We start from the raw sequence: 18467 nt of genomic DNA, 5'->3' as shown, positions 1-18467 counted from the left end.
TATTTGTTATTGTGCGCGGGCTTTTCTGCTTTCCGCAAAAGGTACTTTATACGAAGATTCCCTTTTACGATCGCGGACAGATCCCTTGATGTGATATAATCAAACTATAGTGGAAGCCTGTCAATAGTTTGTTATATTTAATAGAGGTAACGACATCTGAAAGGAGGCATGATAAAAAGTGTCGTCTGAAATATTGCCGACACTTTTTATTTCAAGTTTGCGCGGATGTTTGCAGAAGACGTGTATACGTGCCGTACCGATAAAAATCTATGAATACGATACGCTTTATTTTGCAAACTCGACTATTGAACGTGTGCGCGCACGCGCACGGCTAAAAACTTTTTCGGAAATTGCTATTTCCTGCAAAAGTTTTTATGGGAGGTTTTTATGTTTATTGAAATTCGACCGTATGAAAAAGAACGTTTATCGGTGCATTTTAAAGCTGAGGGAGAAAATTTTTCCAAAATTCTGCAATCAATAAAAAAAGTACCTAATAAGGTTTGGATACCTGCTAGATGTTTTTGGATTATTCCTGCCGACCGTAATTCTTGCGATATTTTATTAAACAACCTTTATAATGAAGGTCTTTTCAGGGCTGATTCCTGCTTTGATTTTAAAAATTCTGAACTTAATAATACTGAGTCTTTGAATACCGAAATTATTGGAAAAAGGAATAATGATACTGCAAGCGATGTTCAGTGTATTTTAAATAAGTTGGAAGAAGTTATTACTGCAAAACACTACAGCAAACGTACACGAGAAGCATACAGCTATTGGATAAGCCGTTTTATCCGTGAACATAAGGATAAAAATCTTAAAACTCTTTCCGACACGGAAATAAATGCCTTTGTGAGCCGTCTTGCAGTAAAGGAAAAGGCTGCCGCTTCAAGCCAAAATCAGGCTCTTGCGGCTCTTTTGTTTCTATATAAAAACATATTAGGCTTAACTATAAAGACTCCTGAAAATATAGTCCGTGCTAAAAAGCCTAAAAAGCTGCCTGCCGTAATGACCCGTGAGGAAACTGCAAAGATATTCTCTCTTTTGCCTGAAAACGATTACGGGCTTATTATCCGTTTGCTTTACGGAACCGGAATGCGGCTTATGGAAGCCTTGCGATTAAGAATTCAGGATATCGATTTTGGGAAAAACGAAATTACGGTACACTGCGGAAAAGGTGCGAAAGACCGTAAAACCGTACTGCCTGTTTCGCTTAAATTTCCGCTTCAAAAACATTTGGAAGATGTCCGGCGTATTCATGAGGCAGACTGCAAGGACGGTTTCGGTTCGGTGCCGCTTCCGTTTGCTCTTGCAAAAAAATATCCCAATGCCGGCAAAACTTGGGTATGGCAGTGGGTGTTTCCTCAAGCACGCCGATGGCGTAACAAAGAAACCGGCGAGCAAGGGCGCCACCATATCGATCCTTCGGTTATTCAGCGCACCCTGCACGAAGCTGTTTTACGGTCGGGTATTCCGAAGCCAATCGGCTGCCACACGTTCCGCCACTCATTTGCAACACATCTACTGGAATCCGGTTACGATATCCGCACCATTCAAGAACTTCTCGGTCACAGCGATGTTTCAACCACTATGGTTTACACCCACGTCCTCAACCGCGGCGGTCTCGGCGTTCAAAGCCCTATCGACCGAATGTGATTCGCCTTTATCCCATTTAGTGAAGATAGGCCTAATCTGGCTGTTGATGATGTGTTACGACAGACATTATGGTAGAAAGATGAAGCTGCTTGGTGAGGTGCCAATTTAGATTGAAAATGCGTAGTTTGCGTGATATAATGAGGAAAGGTTGAAACAATGTTATGTGGACTGCCCGTAGTGGGATGCTTTTGAGGAGAAAATAAAATGGGGAATTTTAAAAATCAAATTGATGAAGACATAAAATATTATCAACAAGAATTTTCTTATGTAAATAACATTGAAAAGAACGAATGGGCATTTAATTTTTGGGTTTTAGATAAACTTTTTTCTGTTGACGAAGAATTAATAGAATCAAAAATTGTTGAGTATCATGACTTAGGTATTGATGCATATGAAATATATGAAGATACTAAAGAAGTATATTTGATTCAGAATAAATATTATAGTGACAATACTCCATTATCATCAGAATATATAAAAAATGATTTTCTTTTAAGGGCAATCACAGCACTTGAAAATGGGACTTACCCAAAATCAGAAGAATTACAAAAATTTTTCTCAAAATATAAATCGAATCCTGATTTTTCTGTAAAACTTCAATTATTTATTACGAATAATAATGAATCTAAAGAAATTGATGATTATATAAAAAAATTTAATTCAGAACATCCAAAGTATATTGCGAAAGTTTTTTATTTGAATGATATAGAAAGCAGGTATTATGATGAGACAAAAGTAAGGCAAAAGAATTTTTCTACAAAATTAGAAAGTATTAACAAAGGTACAATTTTAAACATAAAAAATGAAGCATATAAGATGGCAAATATACTTGATGCTAGATACGCATTAACGCCAGTTGTGTCTTTGTATAGACTTTATAGAGAAGCTATTGAAAAAGGGTATCCAATTTTTGAAAAAAATATACGTGAATACTTAGGTAATAAAGGAATAAATAGTAATATTTATAAAACTTTGTTAGATAAAGAAGAAAGAAAAAACTTTTTCTATTATAACAATGGAATTACGATTATCTGTGATAAAATAGGTTCAATTAATACAGTTTCAACGAGTAGTAATCTTAATGTTGTCTACACAATTGATAATCCACAAATTGTAAATGGTTGTCAAACAGTAAATTCAATTTATGAAGCATTAGATAATATAGATTCAAAAGATCTTGAAAAAGAGTTCAAAGATACTTTTGTAATGGTAAAAATTCTTGAAATTAACAGGCAAGATGCAAAAGAAGAAAATCTTTATAAAAACATTGTTCGATACAATAACTCTCAGAATTCAATTGATGAAAAAACATTTGTAGCAAATACAGATATATTTATTCGTTTACAAACAGAATTTGAGAAGAAAGGATTTATTTTGCTAATAAAACAAAGTGATTCCAATAAATACTCTTCAAAATATAAAACAATTTCAGAATTGCAGAAAAATGCCTCTGAACGACTAACTCGATTTAATCTTCCAAATTTTAAGAAAGCTAGTGATTCTTTTATAAAACTAGAAAAATTTTTGCAAGTAATAAATGCATTTGCAAGTGGTGGTTATATTGCGTATGTAAAGAAAAGTACAATGCTAAAGTTTGGTAGCGAAACATATCAAACTGCCATAAATTTTATAAAAAATGGAAATGTAACAAATGATGTTCTTCTAGATCTTTTTATGCTTTATTTAAAAGCTGAACAAACAAAAAAAGAATCAGAAGATAAACGTTCTCCAATTCCGTATTATCTTATTGATTGTTTTGCAAAATATGAGTGTAAAGATAGAAAAGTTGATTTTATATCTTCGGAATTGTCAGACTCATCAAAAATTTTGCATATAGTCAAATTATATAAGGCTGTAAGTAGTGCTTATTCAAAGGAATACGCGAAAAAATTCAGTGTAGATTACAACAAAATGATTAAGCAAAATGTAAATTATGAAATTTTAGATAATCTTCGAGATACATTGAAAGATGTAATATAAAACCACATAACACCCGCTTCAACGCTGACATTGCGGACGAGCCGCAAATGCAGGTTAAGCGAATGTTAGGCGGATGGTGCAATGCACCACGTATGGATGAAATATGAATGAAATAATGCTTGAAGCTATGATAAAAGAAGCCCAATTTACTTGTGAAATGCTTTGCTCTGGATATACACAAATTCGAAAGGCTAATTATGCAAAAAAAGGAGTATACTTCCAAGCATTTACAAGTTTATCTACTGGGTTTGAACGAATATGCAAATTATGTTACATATTAATTTATGCCATTAAGAATAGTTATCAATTTCCTAATGCAACACAAATGAAGAGTATTTTTGGGCATGATATTTTGAAAATATATGACGAAATTAAAAAATTTAAAATGGAAAACCATATTCAGTATACTTTTAAACAAGAAATCGATGGTGATATTTATCAAAATATCTTAAAAATATTATCGCGTTTTGGTAAAGGAGATAGGTATTCAAATATAGATTTATTAATAAATAATTGCAATTATAAAGACCCAATTAGTGTATGGTATAAAAAAATTGATTTATTTATTTATCAAAATAATATCTCGGATAAGAAGAAAGAAAAAATAAAAAACAATGCAATTATTATGAATGAATTCTTATCTGATTATGTAACGGTTTATCATTCAGATGAAGATGGAAATCTAATAGATAATGTATATGATGGCGCAATGCAATCTGGAATAAATGATGTTGTTTGTCCATATAGGCAACAATATATTTTTCATATTATTCGATATTTTTCAGAATCAATTTTCTCGATAGAAGAAATTATTAGAAGGCAGAATTTATTTGAAATTCCATTTTTTAGAGATATATTTGGTGTTTTTTATAATAATGATTCATATATGAAAAATCGAAAAACTATTTCAATATAAAAAAATGCCTAACACCGTTTTCAAAGCCGACAACGCAGACAAGCTGCGTTGCGGTTTAAAACAATGTTATGGCGACAGGCCACTGGCCTGCTTTTTTAGAAGGAAAAATGAAAAGAACAGTTTCATTATTATTTATATGTATATATCTATATTAACTGCTATGCAATAAATTTTGCAATAAATTCTAAAAGTTATCCACATTGGGCTTTTCAACAGTATAATTTTTGTCATGAAGAAAATACCGATTCTAAAAATCATAACAATATTGTGCTTTGGACTCATACCGTACAAACATGGCCATTTGGTATTTTGTATGATGATTTTAGTTTTTTAGTAGATAAGAATATATCATGGAAAAAAATGATGATTTATAGTTTTTCTTATCAGTCAGAGAATGGAGAAGTTTTTATCATTAAAAATAAAATAATAAACAATCATGGATATATGTTCAATGAAATTAAAAAATATTGGTTGGTTAAAGAAATGAAAGATGAAAAAAACTTCATAGGAAAAATTGTATATAGTTTTGATGATGGCGAACTTATTACAGAATATACTGAAATAACAGTTTGGTAATAAAGGATATAATTTCAGGCTTGGACTAAGAAGCGGTTTTATGCCGCTTAGGAACAGTACAATATATAGAAGCATACGCTTCAAAAAATATAATTCTGTAAAAGAAATATTTTTGCCATAACACCCGCTTCAACCTGACATTGCGGACGAGCCGCAAATGCAGGTTAAGCGAATGTTATGTGGACGCCCGCATTGGGGCACAAGGAGTTTAAAATGAACAAAATCGGTAAGTCATTAAAAAACTTAAATTGGAAATTATTTATTTCCCTTTTAATTATGGGATTGTGCCCTACAATTTATACAACATTAAGAGTGTTCTTTTTAGGTTCTTTACCTGGAGATTGGACATTTTCAATCGCCGGTCAGCTTTCGTGGGTAAATCTTATTTACGAAATATTAAATGAAGCAATAGTTCTTCCATTATATTTCTTTATGGGAAAATTCGTTGCAGAGAAATCTGAATATACAAACAGAATAAAAACCGGATTGATTATTTCATTTTGTGTTTATGCTGTTTGTTCTGTTTTAATTTGTTGTTTTACAAATCCTCTTTTGGCGGTAATGGCTACAAGTAAAGATATTATTACAGAATCTGCTGTATATATAAGAATAGAAAGTATCGCAAATATATTCTCGCTTCTCGCAACTTTTCTGCTCGTATGTTTGGTAACATTAGGAAAATCAAAATATGTATATATTCTTACAGGTGCAAAACTTGTGTTAAGTGTTATTTTTGATACCTTCTTTGTTTCTACATTAAATATATCTGCAAATCTTGGTGTAAACGGAATTGGTTATAGTAATATTGTTGTAAATCTTATTTTGTTTATAGTTTCAGTTATTTTGCTTAGTAAAGAAGGTTACTTTATTTTCAGTAAGGAAAAACTTTCTTTTGGATGGACTAAAGATTTTGTAAAAATTGGCGGTATCTCAGGAATAGAATCTTTTATCAGAAATATCGCTTATATGCTGATGATTAGCAGAATGGTAAACATGGTAAATGAGCAAGGTACTTATTGGGTTGCAAATAATTTTATTTGGGGATGGCTCTTACTTCCAATAAATCAGCTTGGAGAACTCATAAAACAGGAAGTTGGAACAAATGAAAAAGCTGTAAAAAATAATACTCTCGGATATTTTGCCGTTACTGTTATAGTATGTCTTGTATGGTTCATAACAATTCCGACTTGGAAAAGTTTTATGGCAAATGTTCTGCAGTTCTCTGATGTAGATAAATTATATAATCTTGTTATGGTGCTTCTTGGCTTTTATGTATTGTACGCCTTGCAAAATGTATTTGATTGCGAGTTTTACGGACTTGGAAAAACAAATTACATGCTTTTTGAATCTGTCGTTACAAATACAATTTATTATGGAACTGCCTTTGTTTTGTATTTGCTTGGTATGTGGACTCCGACTTTAATAGGAATTGCATTAATGTTTGGCATTGGAAATGCGTTTGACAGTATCGTTTCTGGAGGTGCTTTTGCATATCTTTTGAAGAAGAAAAAGATAAACATTCTGGACATTGAATAATGGAATTAGTATCAATATATGAACACATGGAAACAGGAGCTTCTAAAGTACCTGGCGGTCAAAATTGTAAAATCATTTTTCGTCACTCAATCAGAGGAAAAATAGAGTCCGGGGTTGGACGAGAAGTATCTCTTATTGACGAAGGAATTGAACTATGTAAAAGTTTTGGAAGAAATTTACAATATGACATCGGATATGTTGCTTCAAGTACTTGTTTACGAAACATTCAAACTTGTGAAAATATCCTTTTAGGAAAAAACCAAAATAGGAATATTGTAAAGGCTCCTAAAGAACTGGAATATCCACAGACAAAAGATAGATTTCTAAGCGATAAAGTTTTCGAAGAGCTAAAATTTAATAGTCAAGAAATAATTTTTAAATTAAAAAAGGAAGGTTTGGAAGGTTTTAATTCAATACAGGAATCTGCAAAAATAATGCTCGATTATATATTTTCCAATGGCAGTTTAGAGAATACTGTTGATTTGTATTGTACGCATGATTTTCAAATGGCTATTCTTTATGCATATTTATTTGACTTTGCTTCGACAAGAGAAAGTATTGAAAATAATAAATGGCCAATGATGTTAGAAGGTATGATTTTTTGGGGAGAAAGAAATCATTTTTGGTGTAGTTGGAGAAATGAAATTAGGGAGTTTGTAAACACATAACACCGTTTTCAAAGCCGACAAACGGGACAAGCCCGTTTGCGGTTCAAAACAATGTTAGACGGACACACCACTGGTGTGCTTATGTAAAATATCACTAAATGATATCAAAGTATAATATACTTTAGTATAAAATTCATGGAGGTGTTAAAAGATGGCAAGTTGGAAATCATATAGAGTATCAGATGTAGTTTCAGAGATTGATGAGGAAAAATATGTACTTCCTGTAATTCAACGAGAACTTGTATGGACAGAAGATAAAATGGAGCTTTTATTTGATTCTCTTTTAAAAGGAAATAGTTTTGGTAGTATAATTGTCATCGAAGAAGACAAAGATTCAAAACCTCTTTTTGCTTCTAGGGTATTTACAAAAAATGGAAATCCGTTGCCATCACAAAATAAAGAAAAACTTTCACAAACACAGTATTTTGTAATTGATGGACAACAACGTCTACAAACCTTCTACATTGGATTAAAAGGCTCATATCATGGAAAAAGCCTTTTCTTCGATTTATTCAGTGATTATAAAAATGATTATGATTTCGAGTTTGAACAAGAAGCATCATTATTACCAGCAGTAACAAAAGAAGAAAGACCTATAAAAAAATGTTTGTGGTTTTGCGCAAAGGATTTACTTCGTAGCTTAAAAGAAATCGGAGATGAGGAACAAGTTGCAGAAGATATAATCAAAAATTTCAGTATTTCAGACTCAGAAAAGAAAATATATATTACAAAAAATGTTAAAGCGTTTTATAGAAATATTATTTCTGTAGAAGCAATTGGTGTAGCAAAAGTAACCGTAAATAAATCTCTGCCAGAAATAGAGAATAGACAAAAAATTGTAGAGCTTTTCAGAAGGCTTAACGATGGTGGTACAAAGCTTTCAGCTTTAGATTTGGTTGCATCTACGTTAAAAGGTTTTGATTATAGAATGGAATCATTTCTTCGCGAAATGGAAGAAGAATTTATAGACATGGGTTTAAGCCCTGAAAATTTAATAAAATTGATTTTTCTTTTGCAAGATAATCATACAAAAGAAATGACAGCTATTGAAGCTGCTGATGCAGAATTTGCCATTCAAAAACAAGAAAGAATTAAAAATACTTTAACGGCACTCCGAATCTTCTTGGAATATACACACCTTTATGAGTATTACAAAAATTCAAATCGTTCTTTCATACCATTATTTTTTGTTTCTTATCATATTTTCCATAAAAATATTTCTGATTCTGCAATATTAGAATACTGGAATGATTATGAAACAAGTAATGTTGATTTTAAACCTATGCAGGTATGGATTTATAAATCACTCTTAAATGGTGTGTTTAGAAGTAAAGGTGCTGGTTGGATTCCATATAAAACAGGAATAAAGAAAATTTTATCAGAAATAAAAAACTTCAAAAATAAAATATTTCCTTGCGAAGAATTGTTTAAGGTATATATGAATCATCCAATAGTATATACAAATGACTTTTCAATAGAAAACTTAGATAAATTGGATTCTCAATTTGTTTTTTACCTAATCTATGATAGAAAAAGAGCAATACGTACAAATGATATTGATCATATTATGCCGAAAAATATCTTGGAAGAAAAAAAATATGCTTACAACGATATAAATAGTATCAAAAACTTTCAATTACTCGATTATGGTACAAATCGTGGCGAGAAAAATGGAAAAGCTTTTTCTGTTTGGGTAAACAATCCAGAATATGTAAAGGATAAACAGCTTTATCTTGAAACCCATCTTATTCCAAAGGATGAATCACTATGGAATGAAGATAAATTCCCTGAATTCAAGGAAGAACGAGCAAAACTTATTGTAGAAAAAATAAATAGTTATTTGAAGTAAATCGTATAACACCCGCTTCAACCTGACATTGCCTTTGCGGCAATGCAGGTTAAGCGGATGTTAGACGCACAGCACATTGTGCTGGAAGGAGAAAGAATGTGTAATACTAGTACGAAAATTTATATTCGGGATGAGGCTTGGCCTATCGGTGAAGTATTTGGTTTAATTTCAGTTTGGGAAGAAAACGAACATATTTATGGAGAATTGTTCTTTTCAAAAGAGAGCAACCAATCGTTATGTTATAAAATAAGACAAAAAATTAAAATTGGAGATGCAAAACTTATTAATTTTGATATGGAAAAAGATTTATTTTTTAAAATGGATACTGAACATAAAAATAAAAATTTATATCCATTGATTTCAGAAGTAAGTATAGGAGATTTTAATCCATATGATGTTAATAGGTTTTCTTGGTACAATTTTTCTATTGATAGTTTATATAACTTTTTAGATTCATATAAGATATTTTTTGATTCTATATATAACCTAACAAAAAATGAGAAGTTGAAAGAGAAAATTAAGCTATCAAAACAAATAAAATCAATGATCATTGTTGATGAGATTAGAGATATCGAAAAATAATATGATGTATAAGAATACAATCGCCGATTTTAAAAATCGGATATACTTTTTGATGTTTCTGAAAATATAATTTCAAATATTGAGCTATAGAAATTTATTGGAGGTAAAATTATGGCATTAATTATCCAGTCACCTATGAAAATTAAGTGTAACATTTGCTCAAAGGTTCAGCCTGTTGATTTAGACTTCGAGCTTGTTCATTCAGAGAGTAGAAAAATGGGAGTTGAATTTACGTATCAAGCTATTTATGATATTGTTTGTGATTGTAAAAACAATATATCTGGAGAATATTTCTGCTATGAATATCCTGAGGGCGGAGCTACGGGTGAAGACCACAGCGAAGAAGGATGTACTATTGAAAACTTACCGAAAATTGAAATAGTGCTGGATACATATAGTTAGAATGATAAAAACTATATTGAGTATGATTTAAATAATATGTAATTTGTGAGTTATTAGAGAATAATAAATTTAATGAATTAGATACTTTAGGTCAATATTGTTCAAAAAATCGTCTAACACCCGCTTCAACCTGACATTGCGGACAAGCCGCAAATGCAGGTTAAGCGAATGTTATGGCGACAGCCCTTTGGGCTGCTTTTTAGGAGGAAAATGAAAAAAGTATTTTTGGTATTTTCAGCATTGATTGTCATATCTTTATCGGTTTTTGCGCAAGAAATAAAATTTAGAATCGATGGAAAACCATATAATAAGCAAATATATGACGAAAACAATAATCAGATTACAAATTTTAAGAACTGGGAACTAATTCAAGATTTCTACATTTCTCCTGACAATAAAAAAATGCTTGTTTATCATAGACCTGATAAGGCTAAAGCCTTCCTTATGACATTATATAATCTGGAAACACAGAAAATAATAGCTGAATGTGAGCCTGGATGGGCATGTCATGATGTAAAATGGACAAAGAATTATTTGATTAAAGTTTGGGGCACTTCTGGAGGAGGAATAAGATTTGAATACAGGAGCTACGAAGATCTTTCTATTGTCAGAGTAGTAAGCTCATACTATCCATTTGAAGATGTCGAAGATAATATTTTAATTAACACGGACTCTATGATGAAAAAGATTGTATTTTACCATTATTCTGATGGAACTGAAATAAAAACAATTGATTGTATAAAAGAATTAGCAGATAAAAAGATTTATGCTGGTTGGATACAAATCAATGAAGCTAAAAAAGTAGGAAAGCGGAAGTATAAATTTTATATTGAGGGCAATCTAAACATAGAAGGAAGACAAGAAGAGGAATTCCAAACCGTTATCGAAATTGAAATAAAATGTGAACTTTAGGGCGAAGTACGGTAGTGGTAGTATGTGGCTTTACGGTACTTCGGGAATTATAATAATAGAAGCGTAGTTTTAAAAAAATGGAAAGAATATTTCTGAAAGAAAAAAGAAATTGAGAAATCTAATTCTGTAAAAGAAATAGTTTTGCCATAACACCCGCTTCAACCTGCCATTGCCTTTGCGGCAATGCAGGTTAAGCGAATGTTAGTTTGACAAGATTTAATACAATAAGGAATACGCAATTGAGCAAAATTATCATAGCTTTACTACAATTAACGCCGGGGAACTCTCTTGTTGAAAATATGTATATCGGTATAGCTGCTTGTCGCAAGGCAAAAAATATGGGGGCAGATATAGCATTATTTCCTGAAATGTGGAGTATTGGTTACGAAATCCCTAAATCTGTCAATGAATTAAAGAGTAAAGCAATTAGTAAAAATGATGCATTTATACATTCATTCTCGGATTTAGCAAAAGAATTGCAAATGGCTATCGGTATAACATTTCTTGAAAAGTATGAGCCATTACCAAGAAACAGTATATGTCTGTTTGATAGATTTGGAAAAGAACTATATACCTATGCAAAAGTACATACATGTATTTTTGGAGATGAAAAAAATTTAATGCCCGGTAATGATTTTTATGTATCTGAATTAGACACAGAGCACGGTTGTGTAAAAATAGGTTCAATGATTTGTTATGATAGAGAATTTCCTGAGAGTGCACGAATACTCATGCTCAAAGGTGCAGAAATAATACTTGTACCGAATGCATGTCCAATGGAAATTAATAGGATTTCACAATTAAGAGCAAGAGCATTTGAAAATATGGTTGGCATTGCAACTGTTAATTATCCAAAAGGAAAACCCGATTGTAATGGTCATTCTACAGCATTTGACGGTATTGCCTATAAAATTGATGAACCATATTCACGAGATACATTAATAATAGAAGCCGGAGAGGAAGAAGGAATATATATCGCAACTTTTAATATAGAGGAATTAAGAAAGTATAGAAGTAGAGAAGTTCATGGTAACGCATACCGGCAGCCGACAAAATATGAGATTTTATTATCGGAAGAGAAACAAGAACCGTTTATCCGTAAAGATTATAAAAAATCAGCAAACTAACACCCGCTTCAACCTGACATTGCGGACGAGCCGCAAATGCAGGTTAAGCGAATGTTAGATGGATTGCCCAGTGGGCAACTTTTTCCTTTTACCATTTGATTATATTAAAAAATAATGCTATAATAATACTGAAGTATGCATAGATATGGAGATTTTTATGGCAAATGCAACATTAGTACAGCTAAAAGTCGATTCCGAAATTAAAGAAGATGTTTCAAGAATATATGAAAATTTAGGGTTGGATTTACCGACTGCAATAAGAATTTTTTTCAAGAAAAGTATTGCTGTGGGAGGATTACCGTTTGAATTGCGAGAAGAAAATACCAGATGGAAAATATATGATCAAGTTCGAAAAAGTATTCAAGACAATAATGTTCCGGAAATGTCGCTTGAAGAAATAAATGCAGAAATTGCTGAAACGAGAAAACAGGTATTCGGTAAATGAAAAAATATGTTGTTATTGATACAAATGTTTTGATTTCTGCATTGATAACACGAAATGAAAATGCTCCAACTGTAAAAATATTAAAATATCTTTCTCAAAATAAAATAGTACCGGTATACTCTTCGGAGATAGTAAAAGAATACTATGAAGTTTTAAGAAGAGAAAAATTTAAATTATCTGAGGAAATTGTATCAGCTTTAATAAAAGATATAGTCAATAATGGATTAGAAGTAAGAAATATTGTTGAAGTCAAGGAAGAAATGCCAGATCCGAAAGATGTAATATTTTATGCAGTTACATTGACAACAAGAGATAAAAATACATTTTTGGTTACAGGGAATGGAAAACATTTTCCTGAAAAATATTTTATAGTAACACCGGCTAAATTAATGGATATACTTGAAAAAAATTAAAGTAACGTCTAACGCCCGCTTCAACCTGACATTGCCTTTGAGGCAATGCAGGTTAAGCGTTAGTTAGCTGGACGGTGCACTGCACCGCTTAAATAAAAGGAGGCATGATAAAAAGGTAAACGAACAAGCGGTAATGTGATAGGCTGAAGTGATTCAGCGGAATCCAGGCATCAGTTCGCCATTTTTAATAAGGACACAGATCTTTGTAAAGGAGAATGAAGAGCTTTTGCCGCATCATACTATAGTCGTTTAAGACTGAATGGGAGAATGGAACACACTACCGATTAGACTTTCCGCGATAGAATCAGACGGAGGTCATCATGACATTTTTTATTGGCGTTGATTTGCACAAGACACAGTTTACTGTTCATGTGCGTACCGAAGAAGAGTCTGAATCTCTGGATCAGATCAGGCAGTATCCGACAACACCAGACGGGTATGCGGAGTTTCTTGCGAGAATAAGCAGATACAAAGCGACCGGATCTGACGTAAAAATCGGAGTTGAATCTACAGGGAATACAAGGTTCTTTAAGAATCAGGTTGAAAAGGAAAGAGCAGAAGTAAGAGTCATCAATACTCTGAAGTTCAAGGTAATCAACGAATCCGCCAAGAAAACTGATAAGCATGATGCTTCAACGATTTCAGAATTTCTTTCAAAGGATATGCTTCCTGAAAGCTATCTTTGTGGAAAAGAGACAGAGAATATCAGACGTTTGTTGAAATCAAGGGAACGGCTTGTACGTTCAACTGTCGGTCAGAAGAACGAAATTCATGCATTACTGGTGAGTTTAGGGATTCCTGACGAGCTTAGAAGCCTGCAAAGTAAAAAAGCTATTGTATTGAATGATTTCTGAAAAAACATGTCTTCCCACATATTTTTTCAGAAATCATCCGACATACAAAGAAAATTCTGGACACCCTTGAGTCGAATAACGACTACGTGCTCGAAGCACAATCAGTAAAACTGATGTTTGAAATTATAGAACGAATTGAAGAAAGCGTAAAGATAATTGAAAAACAGCTGGTTGAACTGACAAAGGAAGATGAGATGGTGAATCGGCTTCTGACAATCCGTGGCTGCGGAAAAATCACAGCATGGACAATTAGGGCTTACACAGAAGACATAGCAAGATTTGCAACAGCAAAGAAATATGCAGCTTTCTGTGGACTTGTTCCATGGGTACAGGACTCGAATGAAACCATTCATCATGGAAAAATTACAAAACGAGGACCTCAGGAATTGAGAACTTGTTTTGTTCAGTTAGTGTTGGGAATTCGTCGTTGCAAAGATACTTCAGATTGGAGAATGATGCAGCGTTATGAATATATGAAAACACATAAAGGCAGTGGTAAATCAATTGTTGCCGCTGCAAGAAAGATGGCAGAAATCGTATGGGCAATGCTCAGCGATAAAAAAGATTTTGATGCACAAAAGATGATTGGCAAATATAAACCAATATCTCTTGCAGAAGAAGCTTTGACTGCCATGAATTAAATAGCTTAGAAAGTCGACTTGTTCGTTGACTTTTTATGGGAGTAAAATATGTCTTTATATAATTTAGTAAATGATAGTTTAAATTATATAAAAGAAGAGTCTTTCAAATTAGAAAAAGAAATTCAAACTCTTTGTGAAAATAATTTGGACCGGTTATTGAACTGTGAATTGGTAAAAAGCGAATTTTCTGTAGAAAATTTTAGATTAGATTCTTTAGGTTTTGATAAAAGTACATCTGCATTTGTAATCATTGAATATAAAAGAGATAAAAATTTTAGTGTAATCGACCAAGGTTATGCATATTTATCATTGATGTTAAATCATAAATCTGATTTTATATTGGAATATAATGAAACTACAGGGAAAAACATTAGACGTAGCGATGTTGATTGGACTCAATCAAAAGTAGTGTTTATTGCACCTTCTTTTACAACTTATCAAAGAGAAGCAATTGGTTTTAAGGACTTACCGATTGAATTATATGAAATAAAAAAATATTCAAATAAAACAGTTTCCTTTACACAAATAATAAATAAAGAGTCAAAAGAATCAATTAAAACTATTTCTAAAACAAATGACAAATTGGAAGCAGTAAATAAAGAAATAAAAGTTTATACTGAACAGGAAAATATTGAATTTGGTACACAAGAAATCCAAGAACTATATGAAAAGTTAAAAAATATGATTCTTAATATTGCTGATGATATAACCATAAAACCTAGAAAACTTTATATTGCATATATTAGAAAAACAAACTTCTGTGATATTAATGTGCAAAAGAATCAAATAAAAATTTGGTTAAATATCGAAAAAGGTAAATTGTCGGATTCAAAAGAAATTGTACGTGATGTTTCGAAAATTGGACATCATGGAAATGGGGATTATGAAATTACAATAAATTCAGATTCTGATATTGAATACGTTGTGAGTTTAATCCGTCAATCCTATAATGCTTGTGAGTAATAAAAAAGGAATAATTTAAAATATGGAAAATTGGAAGGATCCTAAAGTGATAGTTTCAATTTATGCTGCTGTTGTTTCTACAGTTTCATTAATTTGGAATATTGTTGTTTTAATTAATAAATCAAAATCAGAATTATTAATTAAACATTCTTTTGTTTTAAGTTTTTTTCATGATCAGTTAAAAGGTTCGTCTCCTTTATTTGGTCAAATATCGATTGAACTTACAAATGTAGGAAATGCTGATATAAATATTAAATTAGTAACTTTAAATTTCTGTGGAAAAAAAATTAAATTAATGGGAACATTAGCTGATGCTATTGAATGTAAAGATTTACAGAATCCAAATAAATATCCAAAGTTATTAAGGAAAGGTGAACTTTTTAAAGATTCGATGGATGTAAAAGATATAATCAATACAATTGGTGATAAACTATCAGACTGTAATAATCTAAAAATAGAAGTAAAAGACACATTAGGTAAAAAATATTCATCAAAAAAGTTTACTTATAAAAAATTAAAAGAATTATTAAAATCTGCAAATGATTACAATTCTAAACCTTTCAGCTAACACCCGCTTCAACCTGACATTGCGGACAAGCCGCGTGCAGTACAAGCGAATATTAGATGGACTCGTGCTACTGCACGAGCTGAATTTTTCAGGTATAAATCTAGATTTAATATTAAAAAAAGGTATAATAGAAGTATGAAACCTAAAGAAAAAAAAGAGATTTTTAATTTCTTAGAATATAATAAAAACATTCTCCAGTCCTATGGCGTAAAAAAAATAGGTCTTTTTGGTTCTTATGTACATAATCAACAAAATAAAAATAGCGATATTGATATATTAGTAGAATTTCATGCTGATAAAAAAAACTATAATAACTTTATAAATTTAGTTTATTACTTGGAAGATAATTTGAATACAAAAATAGATTTATTAACTATAGAAAGTTTAAGTCCGTATATTGGTCAGAGAATACTCAATGAGGTTGAATATGTATCGATCCAATGAAGATTTGTATAATCATATTTTTGATGAAATCATTTTTTTGGAATCTGAAACAGGTACTATGACAAAAGAGGCGTTTCTAAAAGATGAAAAAACGCAACGGGCATTTGCACGGAGTATTGAAATTATTGGAGAAGCCGTTAAAAACATTTCAAATGATATAATCATTAAATATAAAGAAGTTCCATGGAGAAATATTGCCGGTATGAGAGATAAACTCATTCATGGTTATTTTTCCGTTGATTATGAAATTGTGTGGGATGTTGCAAAAAACATTATTCCTGAATTTAAGAACCAGCTGATAAAAATTATGGATACAGAAAAAAGAAAAATGACAATTAAAGAAATAATAACAGAAATCAATAAAATAGAAATAGATATTGCTGATTTTATAAGTAGTTACAAAAGTGAACAACTTGTCAGTAATTATGATGATTGGAATTATAAAGATGTCATTGCGCATCTTTTGGAATGGATTATATTTTCAAAAAATAAACTAAACGCTATTGTACATAACCAAGATTTTCAAGAAATAAGTAATATCGATATATTCAATAAACAAAATTATATAAAAAATAAGAATAAGCATATTACAGAATTACAGAAGAAACTAATCTTTGAACTGAATGAATATAAAAATATTGTGCTATTGTATACAGAAGCGGATTTACAGAGAAAAGATTTGCCAACAGGTTTTTCATTTGAATTATGGCGGTATATGATAATGGATACTATTATACACCCTGTAATGCATTTATTATATTATTTAATTAAAACAAAAAACTATAAGTTATTTTTCAAATTGTGTAAAAAATATAATGAAATATTTTATTGTTATGCAAAAGGAAATATTGAGGTGTATTCTTTTTATGAATATATTGAAGATAGTAAAAAATTTATTGAGAATATAAAAGAATTAGGCGAGCAGTATAAAAATGATGATATGATACATGCAGTTTTAAAAGCCAATAAAATAGATGAAAACATCTAACACCCGCCTCAACCTGACATTGCGGACGAGCCGCAAATGCAGGTTAAGCGGAAGTTATGTGGATGCACCATTGGTGCACGATGTTGAATTATAGGAAAATATATGGGCATAAGTGAAATTTTTTCCAGTGAATTGTATAATGCAGAGAAATTTTATGAATATTTCTCTGAGGAAGATATAAAAAACATCCCGTTTGATTTATATAATTTAATTGATATAGAACAAAAATATGAAAATCAATTTACATTTCAAAATTTTGCTGCATTCTTTTCTGATTTATATGTGAGTTTAAATATTAATGATAAAGATTTTAAATATATAGATTCAAAATTGGAGGAAATTGGTTTTTCTCAAAAGTTTTCAGAGTATCTGTATTCTGATTTTTTAATAAAGAAAGAAGGGGCTATTTTTGTATTTGCAAAAATGAGAAAGAAAAGTAACTGTAAATACTTAGAAGAAGCATTTATTAATGAATATTATAAAAAAAAATCCTATATTGACTTCTAGATGCCTTAAGGAATTATTCTACTTGGGAAGTAATAAAGCAAATGAATATGAGAAATTACTTTTTGAAAATATTGATATAATTAATTTTATTACAATTATTTTGCTTTGCGATAAAGATCTTAGTGAAAAAGTATTAGAATTATATAAAAATGAAGAATTTGTAAAAAATATAAAAATTAATGACATTGAAGAATTTATTATGAGTTTTGAAATATTCATATCAAATTTGCTGGGTGTAAATAAGATAAAAGATTTTAAAAGAGATGAATATATAAATAGTTTTAATTACTATATAAAAATATATGGTTCTTATGAAGTAAAAGATTTTAATTCATTTTATAAAAAAAGTTTTCAGGAATTGAAAATTAACACATAACACCCGCTTCAACCTGACATTGCGGACGAGCCGCAAATGCAGGTTAAGCGGATGTTATGTACACAGC

The 18467-nt window shown here is 30.9% G+C and carries 20 protein-coding genes and 1 pseudogene; all 21 read left to right on the top strand.

The window, feature by feature from the left end:
* Nucleotides 1-387 precede the first annotated feature (387 nt).
* Nucleotides 388-1653, top strand: a complete 1266-nt coding sequence (locus tag H9I35_RS00440; RefSeq protein WP_187419719.1) for an integron integrase — start codon at nt 388-390, stop codon at nt 1651-1653.
* A 204-nt stretch (nt 1654-1857) separates the two neighbouring features.
* The gene (locus H9I35_RS00435) at nt 1858-3633 is read left to right on the top strand and encodes an AIPR family protein (RefSeq protein WP_187419718.1); all 1776 of its coding nucleotides are present in this window, start codon (nt 1858-1860) and stop codon (nt 3631-3633) included.
* Nucleotides 3634-3736: 103 nt separating this feature from the next.
* Nucleotides 3737-4549 (top strand): hypothetical protein, encoded by an 813-nt coding sequence (locus H9I35_RS00430; RefSeq protein ID WP_187419717.1) that lies wholly within the window; start codon nt 3737-3739, stop codon nt 4547-4549.
* Nucleotides 4550-4816: 267 nt separating this feature from the next.
* Complete coding sequence (locus H9I35_RS12420; RefSeq protein WP_252722681.1) at nt 4817-5125, top strand: hypothetical protein; 309 nt, start codon at nt 4817-4819, stop codon at nt 5123-5125.
* 213 nt (nt 5126-5338) lie between these two features.
* Nucleotides 5339-6661: an MATE family Na+-driven efflux transporter gene (locus H9I35_RS00420; protein ID WP_187419716.1), complete on the top strand. Its 1323-nt coding sequence runs from the start codon at nt 5339-5341 to the stop codon at nt 6659-6661.
* Nucleotides 6661-7329: a hypothetical protein gene (locus H9I35_RS00415; RefSeq protein WP_187419715.1), complete on the top strand. Its 669-nt coding sequence runs from the start codon at nt 6661-6663 to the stop codon at nt 7327-7329. The genes H9I35_RS00420 and H9I35_RS00415 overlap by 1 nt, the downstream gene beginning before the upstream one ends.
* A gap of 151 nt (nt 7330-7480) precedes the next feature.
* Nucleotides 7481-9178, top strand: a complete 1698-nt coding sequence (locus tag H9I35_RS00410; RefSeq protein ID WP_187419714.1) for a DUF262 domain-containing protein — start codon at nt 7481-7483, stop codon at nt 9176-9178.
* Nucleotides 9179-9235: 57 nt separating this feature from the next.
* Nucleotides 9236-9760 (top strand): hypothetical protein, encoded by a 525-nt coding sequence (locus H9I35_RS00405; protein WP_187419713.1) that lies wholly within the window; start codon nt 9236-9238, stop codon nt 9758-9760.
* Nucleotides 9761-9871: 111 nt separating this feature from the next.
* On the top strand, nt 9872-10162 hold the full coding sequence (locus H9I35_RS00400) for a hypothetical protein (protein ID WP_187419712.1): 291 nt from the start codon (nt 9872-9874) through the stop codon (nt 10160-10162).
* 210 nt (nt 10163-10372) lie between these two features.
* Nucleotides 10373-11074, top strand: a complete 702-nt coding sequence (locus H9I35_RS00395) for a hypothetical protein (protein ID WP_187420701.1) — start codon at nt 10373-10375, stop codon at nt 11072-11074.
* A 239-nt stretch (nt 11075-11313) separates the two neighbouring features.
* Nucleotides 11314-12201, top strand: a complete 888-nt coding sequence (locus tag H9I35_RS00390; RefSeq protein ID WP_187419711.1) for a carbon-nitrogen hydrolase family protein — start codon at nt 11314-11316, stop codon at nt 12199-12201.
* 157 nt (nt 12202-12358) lie between these two features.
* Complete coding sequence (locus H9I35_RS00385) at nt 12359-12646, top strand: type II toxin-antitoxin system RelB/DinJ family antitoxin (RefSeq protein ID WP_187419710.1); 288 nt, start codon at nt 12359-12361, stop codon at nt 12644-12646.
* Nucleotides 12643-13059: a putative toxin-antitoxin system toxin component, PIN family gene (locus H9I35_RS00380; RefSeq protein ID WP_187419709.1), complete on the top strand. Its 417-nt coding sequence runs from the start codon at nt 12643-12645 to the stop codon at nt 13057-13059. The genes H9I35_RS00385 and H9I35_RS00380 overlap by 4 nt, the downstream gene beginning before the upstream one ends.
* 320 nt (nt 13060-13379) lie before the next feature.
* Complete coding sequence (locus H9I35_RS00375; protein WP_187419708.1) at nt 13380-13913, top strand: IS110 family transposase; 534 nt, start codon at nt 13380-13382, stop codon at nt 13911-13913.
* A gap of 113 nt (nt 13914-14026) precedes the next feature.
* Nucleotides 14027-14554 (top strand): transposase, encoded by a 528-nt coding sequence (locus H9I35_RS00370; RefSeq protein ID WP_187419707.1) that lies wholly within the window; start codon nt 14027-14029, stop codon nt 14552-14554.
* A 48-nt stretch (nt 14555-14602) separates the two neighbouring features.
* Nucleotides 14603-15517, top strand: coding sequence for a DUF5655 domain-containing protein (locus H9I35_RS00365; RefSeq protein WP_187419706.1), 915 nt, complete (start codon nt 14603-14605; stop codon nt 15515-15517).
* 22 nt (nt 15518-15539) lie between these two features.
* Complete coding sequence (locus tag H9I35_RS00360) at nt 15540-16085, top strand: hypothetical protein (RefSeq protein ID WP_187419705.1); 546 nt, start codon at nt 15540-15542, stop codon at nt 16083-16085.
* Between the two features lie 135 nt (nt 16086-16220).
* Nucleotides 16221-16529, top strand: a complete 309-nt coding sequence (locus H9I35_RS00355; protein ID WP_187419704.1) for a nucleotidyltransferase family protein — start codon at nt 16221-16223, stop codon at nt 16527-16529.
* Nucleotides 16513-16857 (top strand): annotated as a pseudogene (locus H9I35_RS12515) (DUF86 domain-containing protein); the annotation flags it as partial. The gene H9I35_RS00355 and the pseudogene H9I35_RS12515, both read left to right, overlap by 17 nt.
* A gap of 762 nt (nt 16858-17619) precedes the next feature.
* Nucleotides 17620-18024, top strand: a complete 405-nt coding sequence (locus H9I35_RS12415) for a hypothetical protein (protein WP_252722680.1) — start codon at nt 17620-17622, stop codon at nt 18022-18024.
* 22 nt (nt 18025-18046) lie between these two features.
* The gene (locus H9I35_RS12410; RefSeq protein WP_252722679.1) at nt 18047-18400 is read left to right on the top strand and encodes a hypothetical protein; all 354 of its coding nucleotides are present in this window, start codon (nt 18047-18049) and stop codon (nt 18398-18400) included.
* Nucleotides 18401-18467: the final 67 nt, after the last annotated feature.

The organism is Treponema sp. Marseille-Q4132, assembly GCF_014334835.1.
GTDB classification, from domain to species: domain Bacteria; phylum Spirochaetota; class Spirochaetia; order Treponematales; family Treponemataceae; genus Treponema_D; species Treponema_D paredis.
This window is presented reverse-complemented; position numbering and strand designations above follow the sequence as displayed.

What these genes read in the sequence shown, in the direction of transcription:
- H9I35_RS00435 (WP_187419718.1), top strand. Translation starts at nt 1,858, where the DNA reads ATGGGGAATTTTAAAAATCAAATTGATGAAGACATAAAATATTATCAA.
- H9I35_RS12415 (WP_252722680.1), top strand. Translation starts at nt 17,620, where the DNA reads ATGGGCATAAGTGAAATTTTTTCCAGTGAATTGTATAATGCAGAGAAA.
- H9I35_RS00405 (WP_187419713.1), top strand. Translation starts at nt 9,236, where the DNA reads ATGTTAGACGCACAGCACATTGTGCTGGAAGGAGAAAGAATGTGTAAT.
- H9I35_RS00355 (WP_187419704.1), top strand. Translation starts at nt 16,221, where the DNA reads ATGAAACCTAAAGAAAAAAAAGAGATTTTTAATTTCTTAGAATATAAT.
- H9I35_RS00430 (WP_187419717.1), top strand. Translation starts at nt 3,737, where the DNA reads ATGAATGAAATAATGCTTGAAGCTATGATAAAAGAAGCCCAATTTACT.
- H9I35_RS00440 (WP_187419719.1), top strand. Translation starts at nt 388, where the DNA reads ATGTTTATTGAAATTCGACCGTATGAAAAAGAACGTTTATCGGTGCAT.
- H9I35_RS00375 (WP_187419708.1), top strand. Translation starts at nt 13,380, where the DNA reads ATGACATTTTTTATTGGCGTTGATTTGCACAAGACACAGTTTACTGTT.
- H9I35_RS00395 (WP_187420701.1), top strand. Translation starts at nt 10,373, where the DNA reads ATGAAAAAAGTATTTTTGGTATTTTCAGCATTGATTGTCATATCTTTA.
- H9I35_RS00415 (WP_187419715.1), top strand. Translation starts at nt 6,661, where the DNA reads ATGGAATTAGTATCAATATATGAACACATGGAAACAGGAGCTTCTAAA.
- H9I35_RS00365 (WP_187419706.1), top strand. Translation starts at nt 14,603, where the DNA reads ATGTCTTTATATAATTTAGTAAATGATAGTTTAAATTATATAAAAGAA.
- H9I35_RS00360 (WP_187419705.1), top strand. Translation starts at nt 15,540, where the DNA reads ATGGAAAATTGGAAGGATCCTAAAGTGATAGTTTCAATTTATGCTGCT.
- H9I35_RS00400 (WP_187419712.1), top strand. Translation starts at nt 9,872, where the DNA reads ATGGCATTAATTATCCAGTCACCTATGAAAATTAAGTGTAACATTTGC.
- H9I35_RS00370 (WP_187419707.1), top strand. Translation starts at nt 14,027, where the DNA reads ATGTTTGAAATTATAGAACGAATTGAAGAAAGCGTAAAGATAATTGAA.
- H9I35_RS00385 (WP_187419710.1), top strand. Translation starts at nt 12,359, where the DNA reads ATGGCAAATGCAACATTAGTACAGCTAAAAGTCGATTCCGAAATTAAA.
- H9I35_RS00380 (WP_187419709.1), top strand. Translation starts at nt 12,643, where the DNA reads ATGAAAAAATATGTTGTTATTGATACAAATGTTTTGATTTCTGCATTG.
- H9I35_RS00410 (WP_187419714.1), top strand. Translation starts at nt 7,481, where the DNA reads ATGGCAAGTTGGAAATCATATAGAGTATCAGATGTAGTTTCAGAGATT.
- H9I35_RS00420 (WP_187419716.1), top strand. Translation starts at nt 5,339, where the DNA reads ATGAACAAAATCGGTAAGTCATTAAAAAACTTAAATTGGAAATTATTT.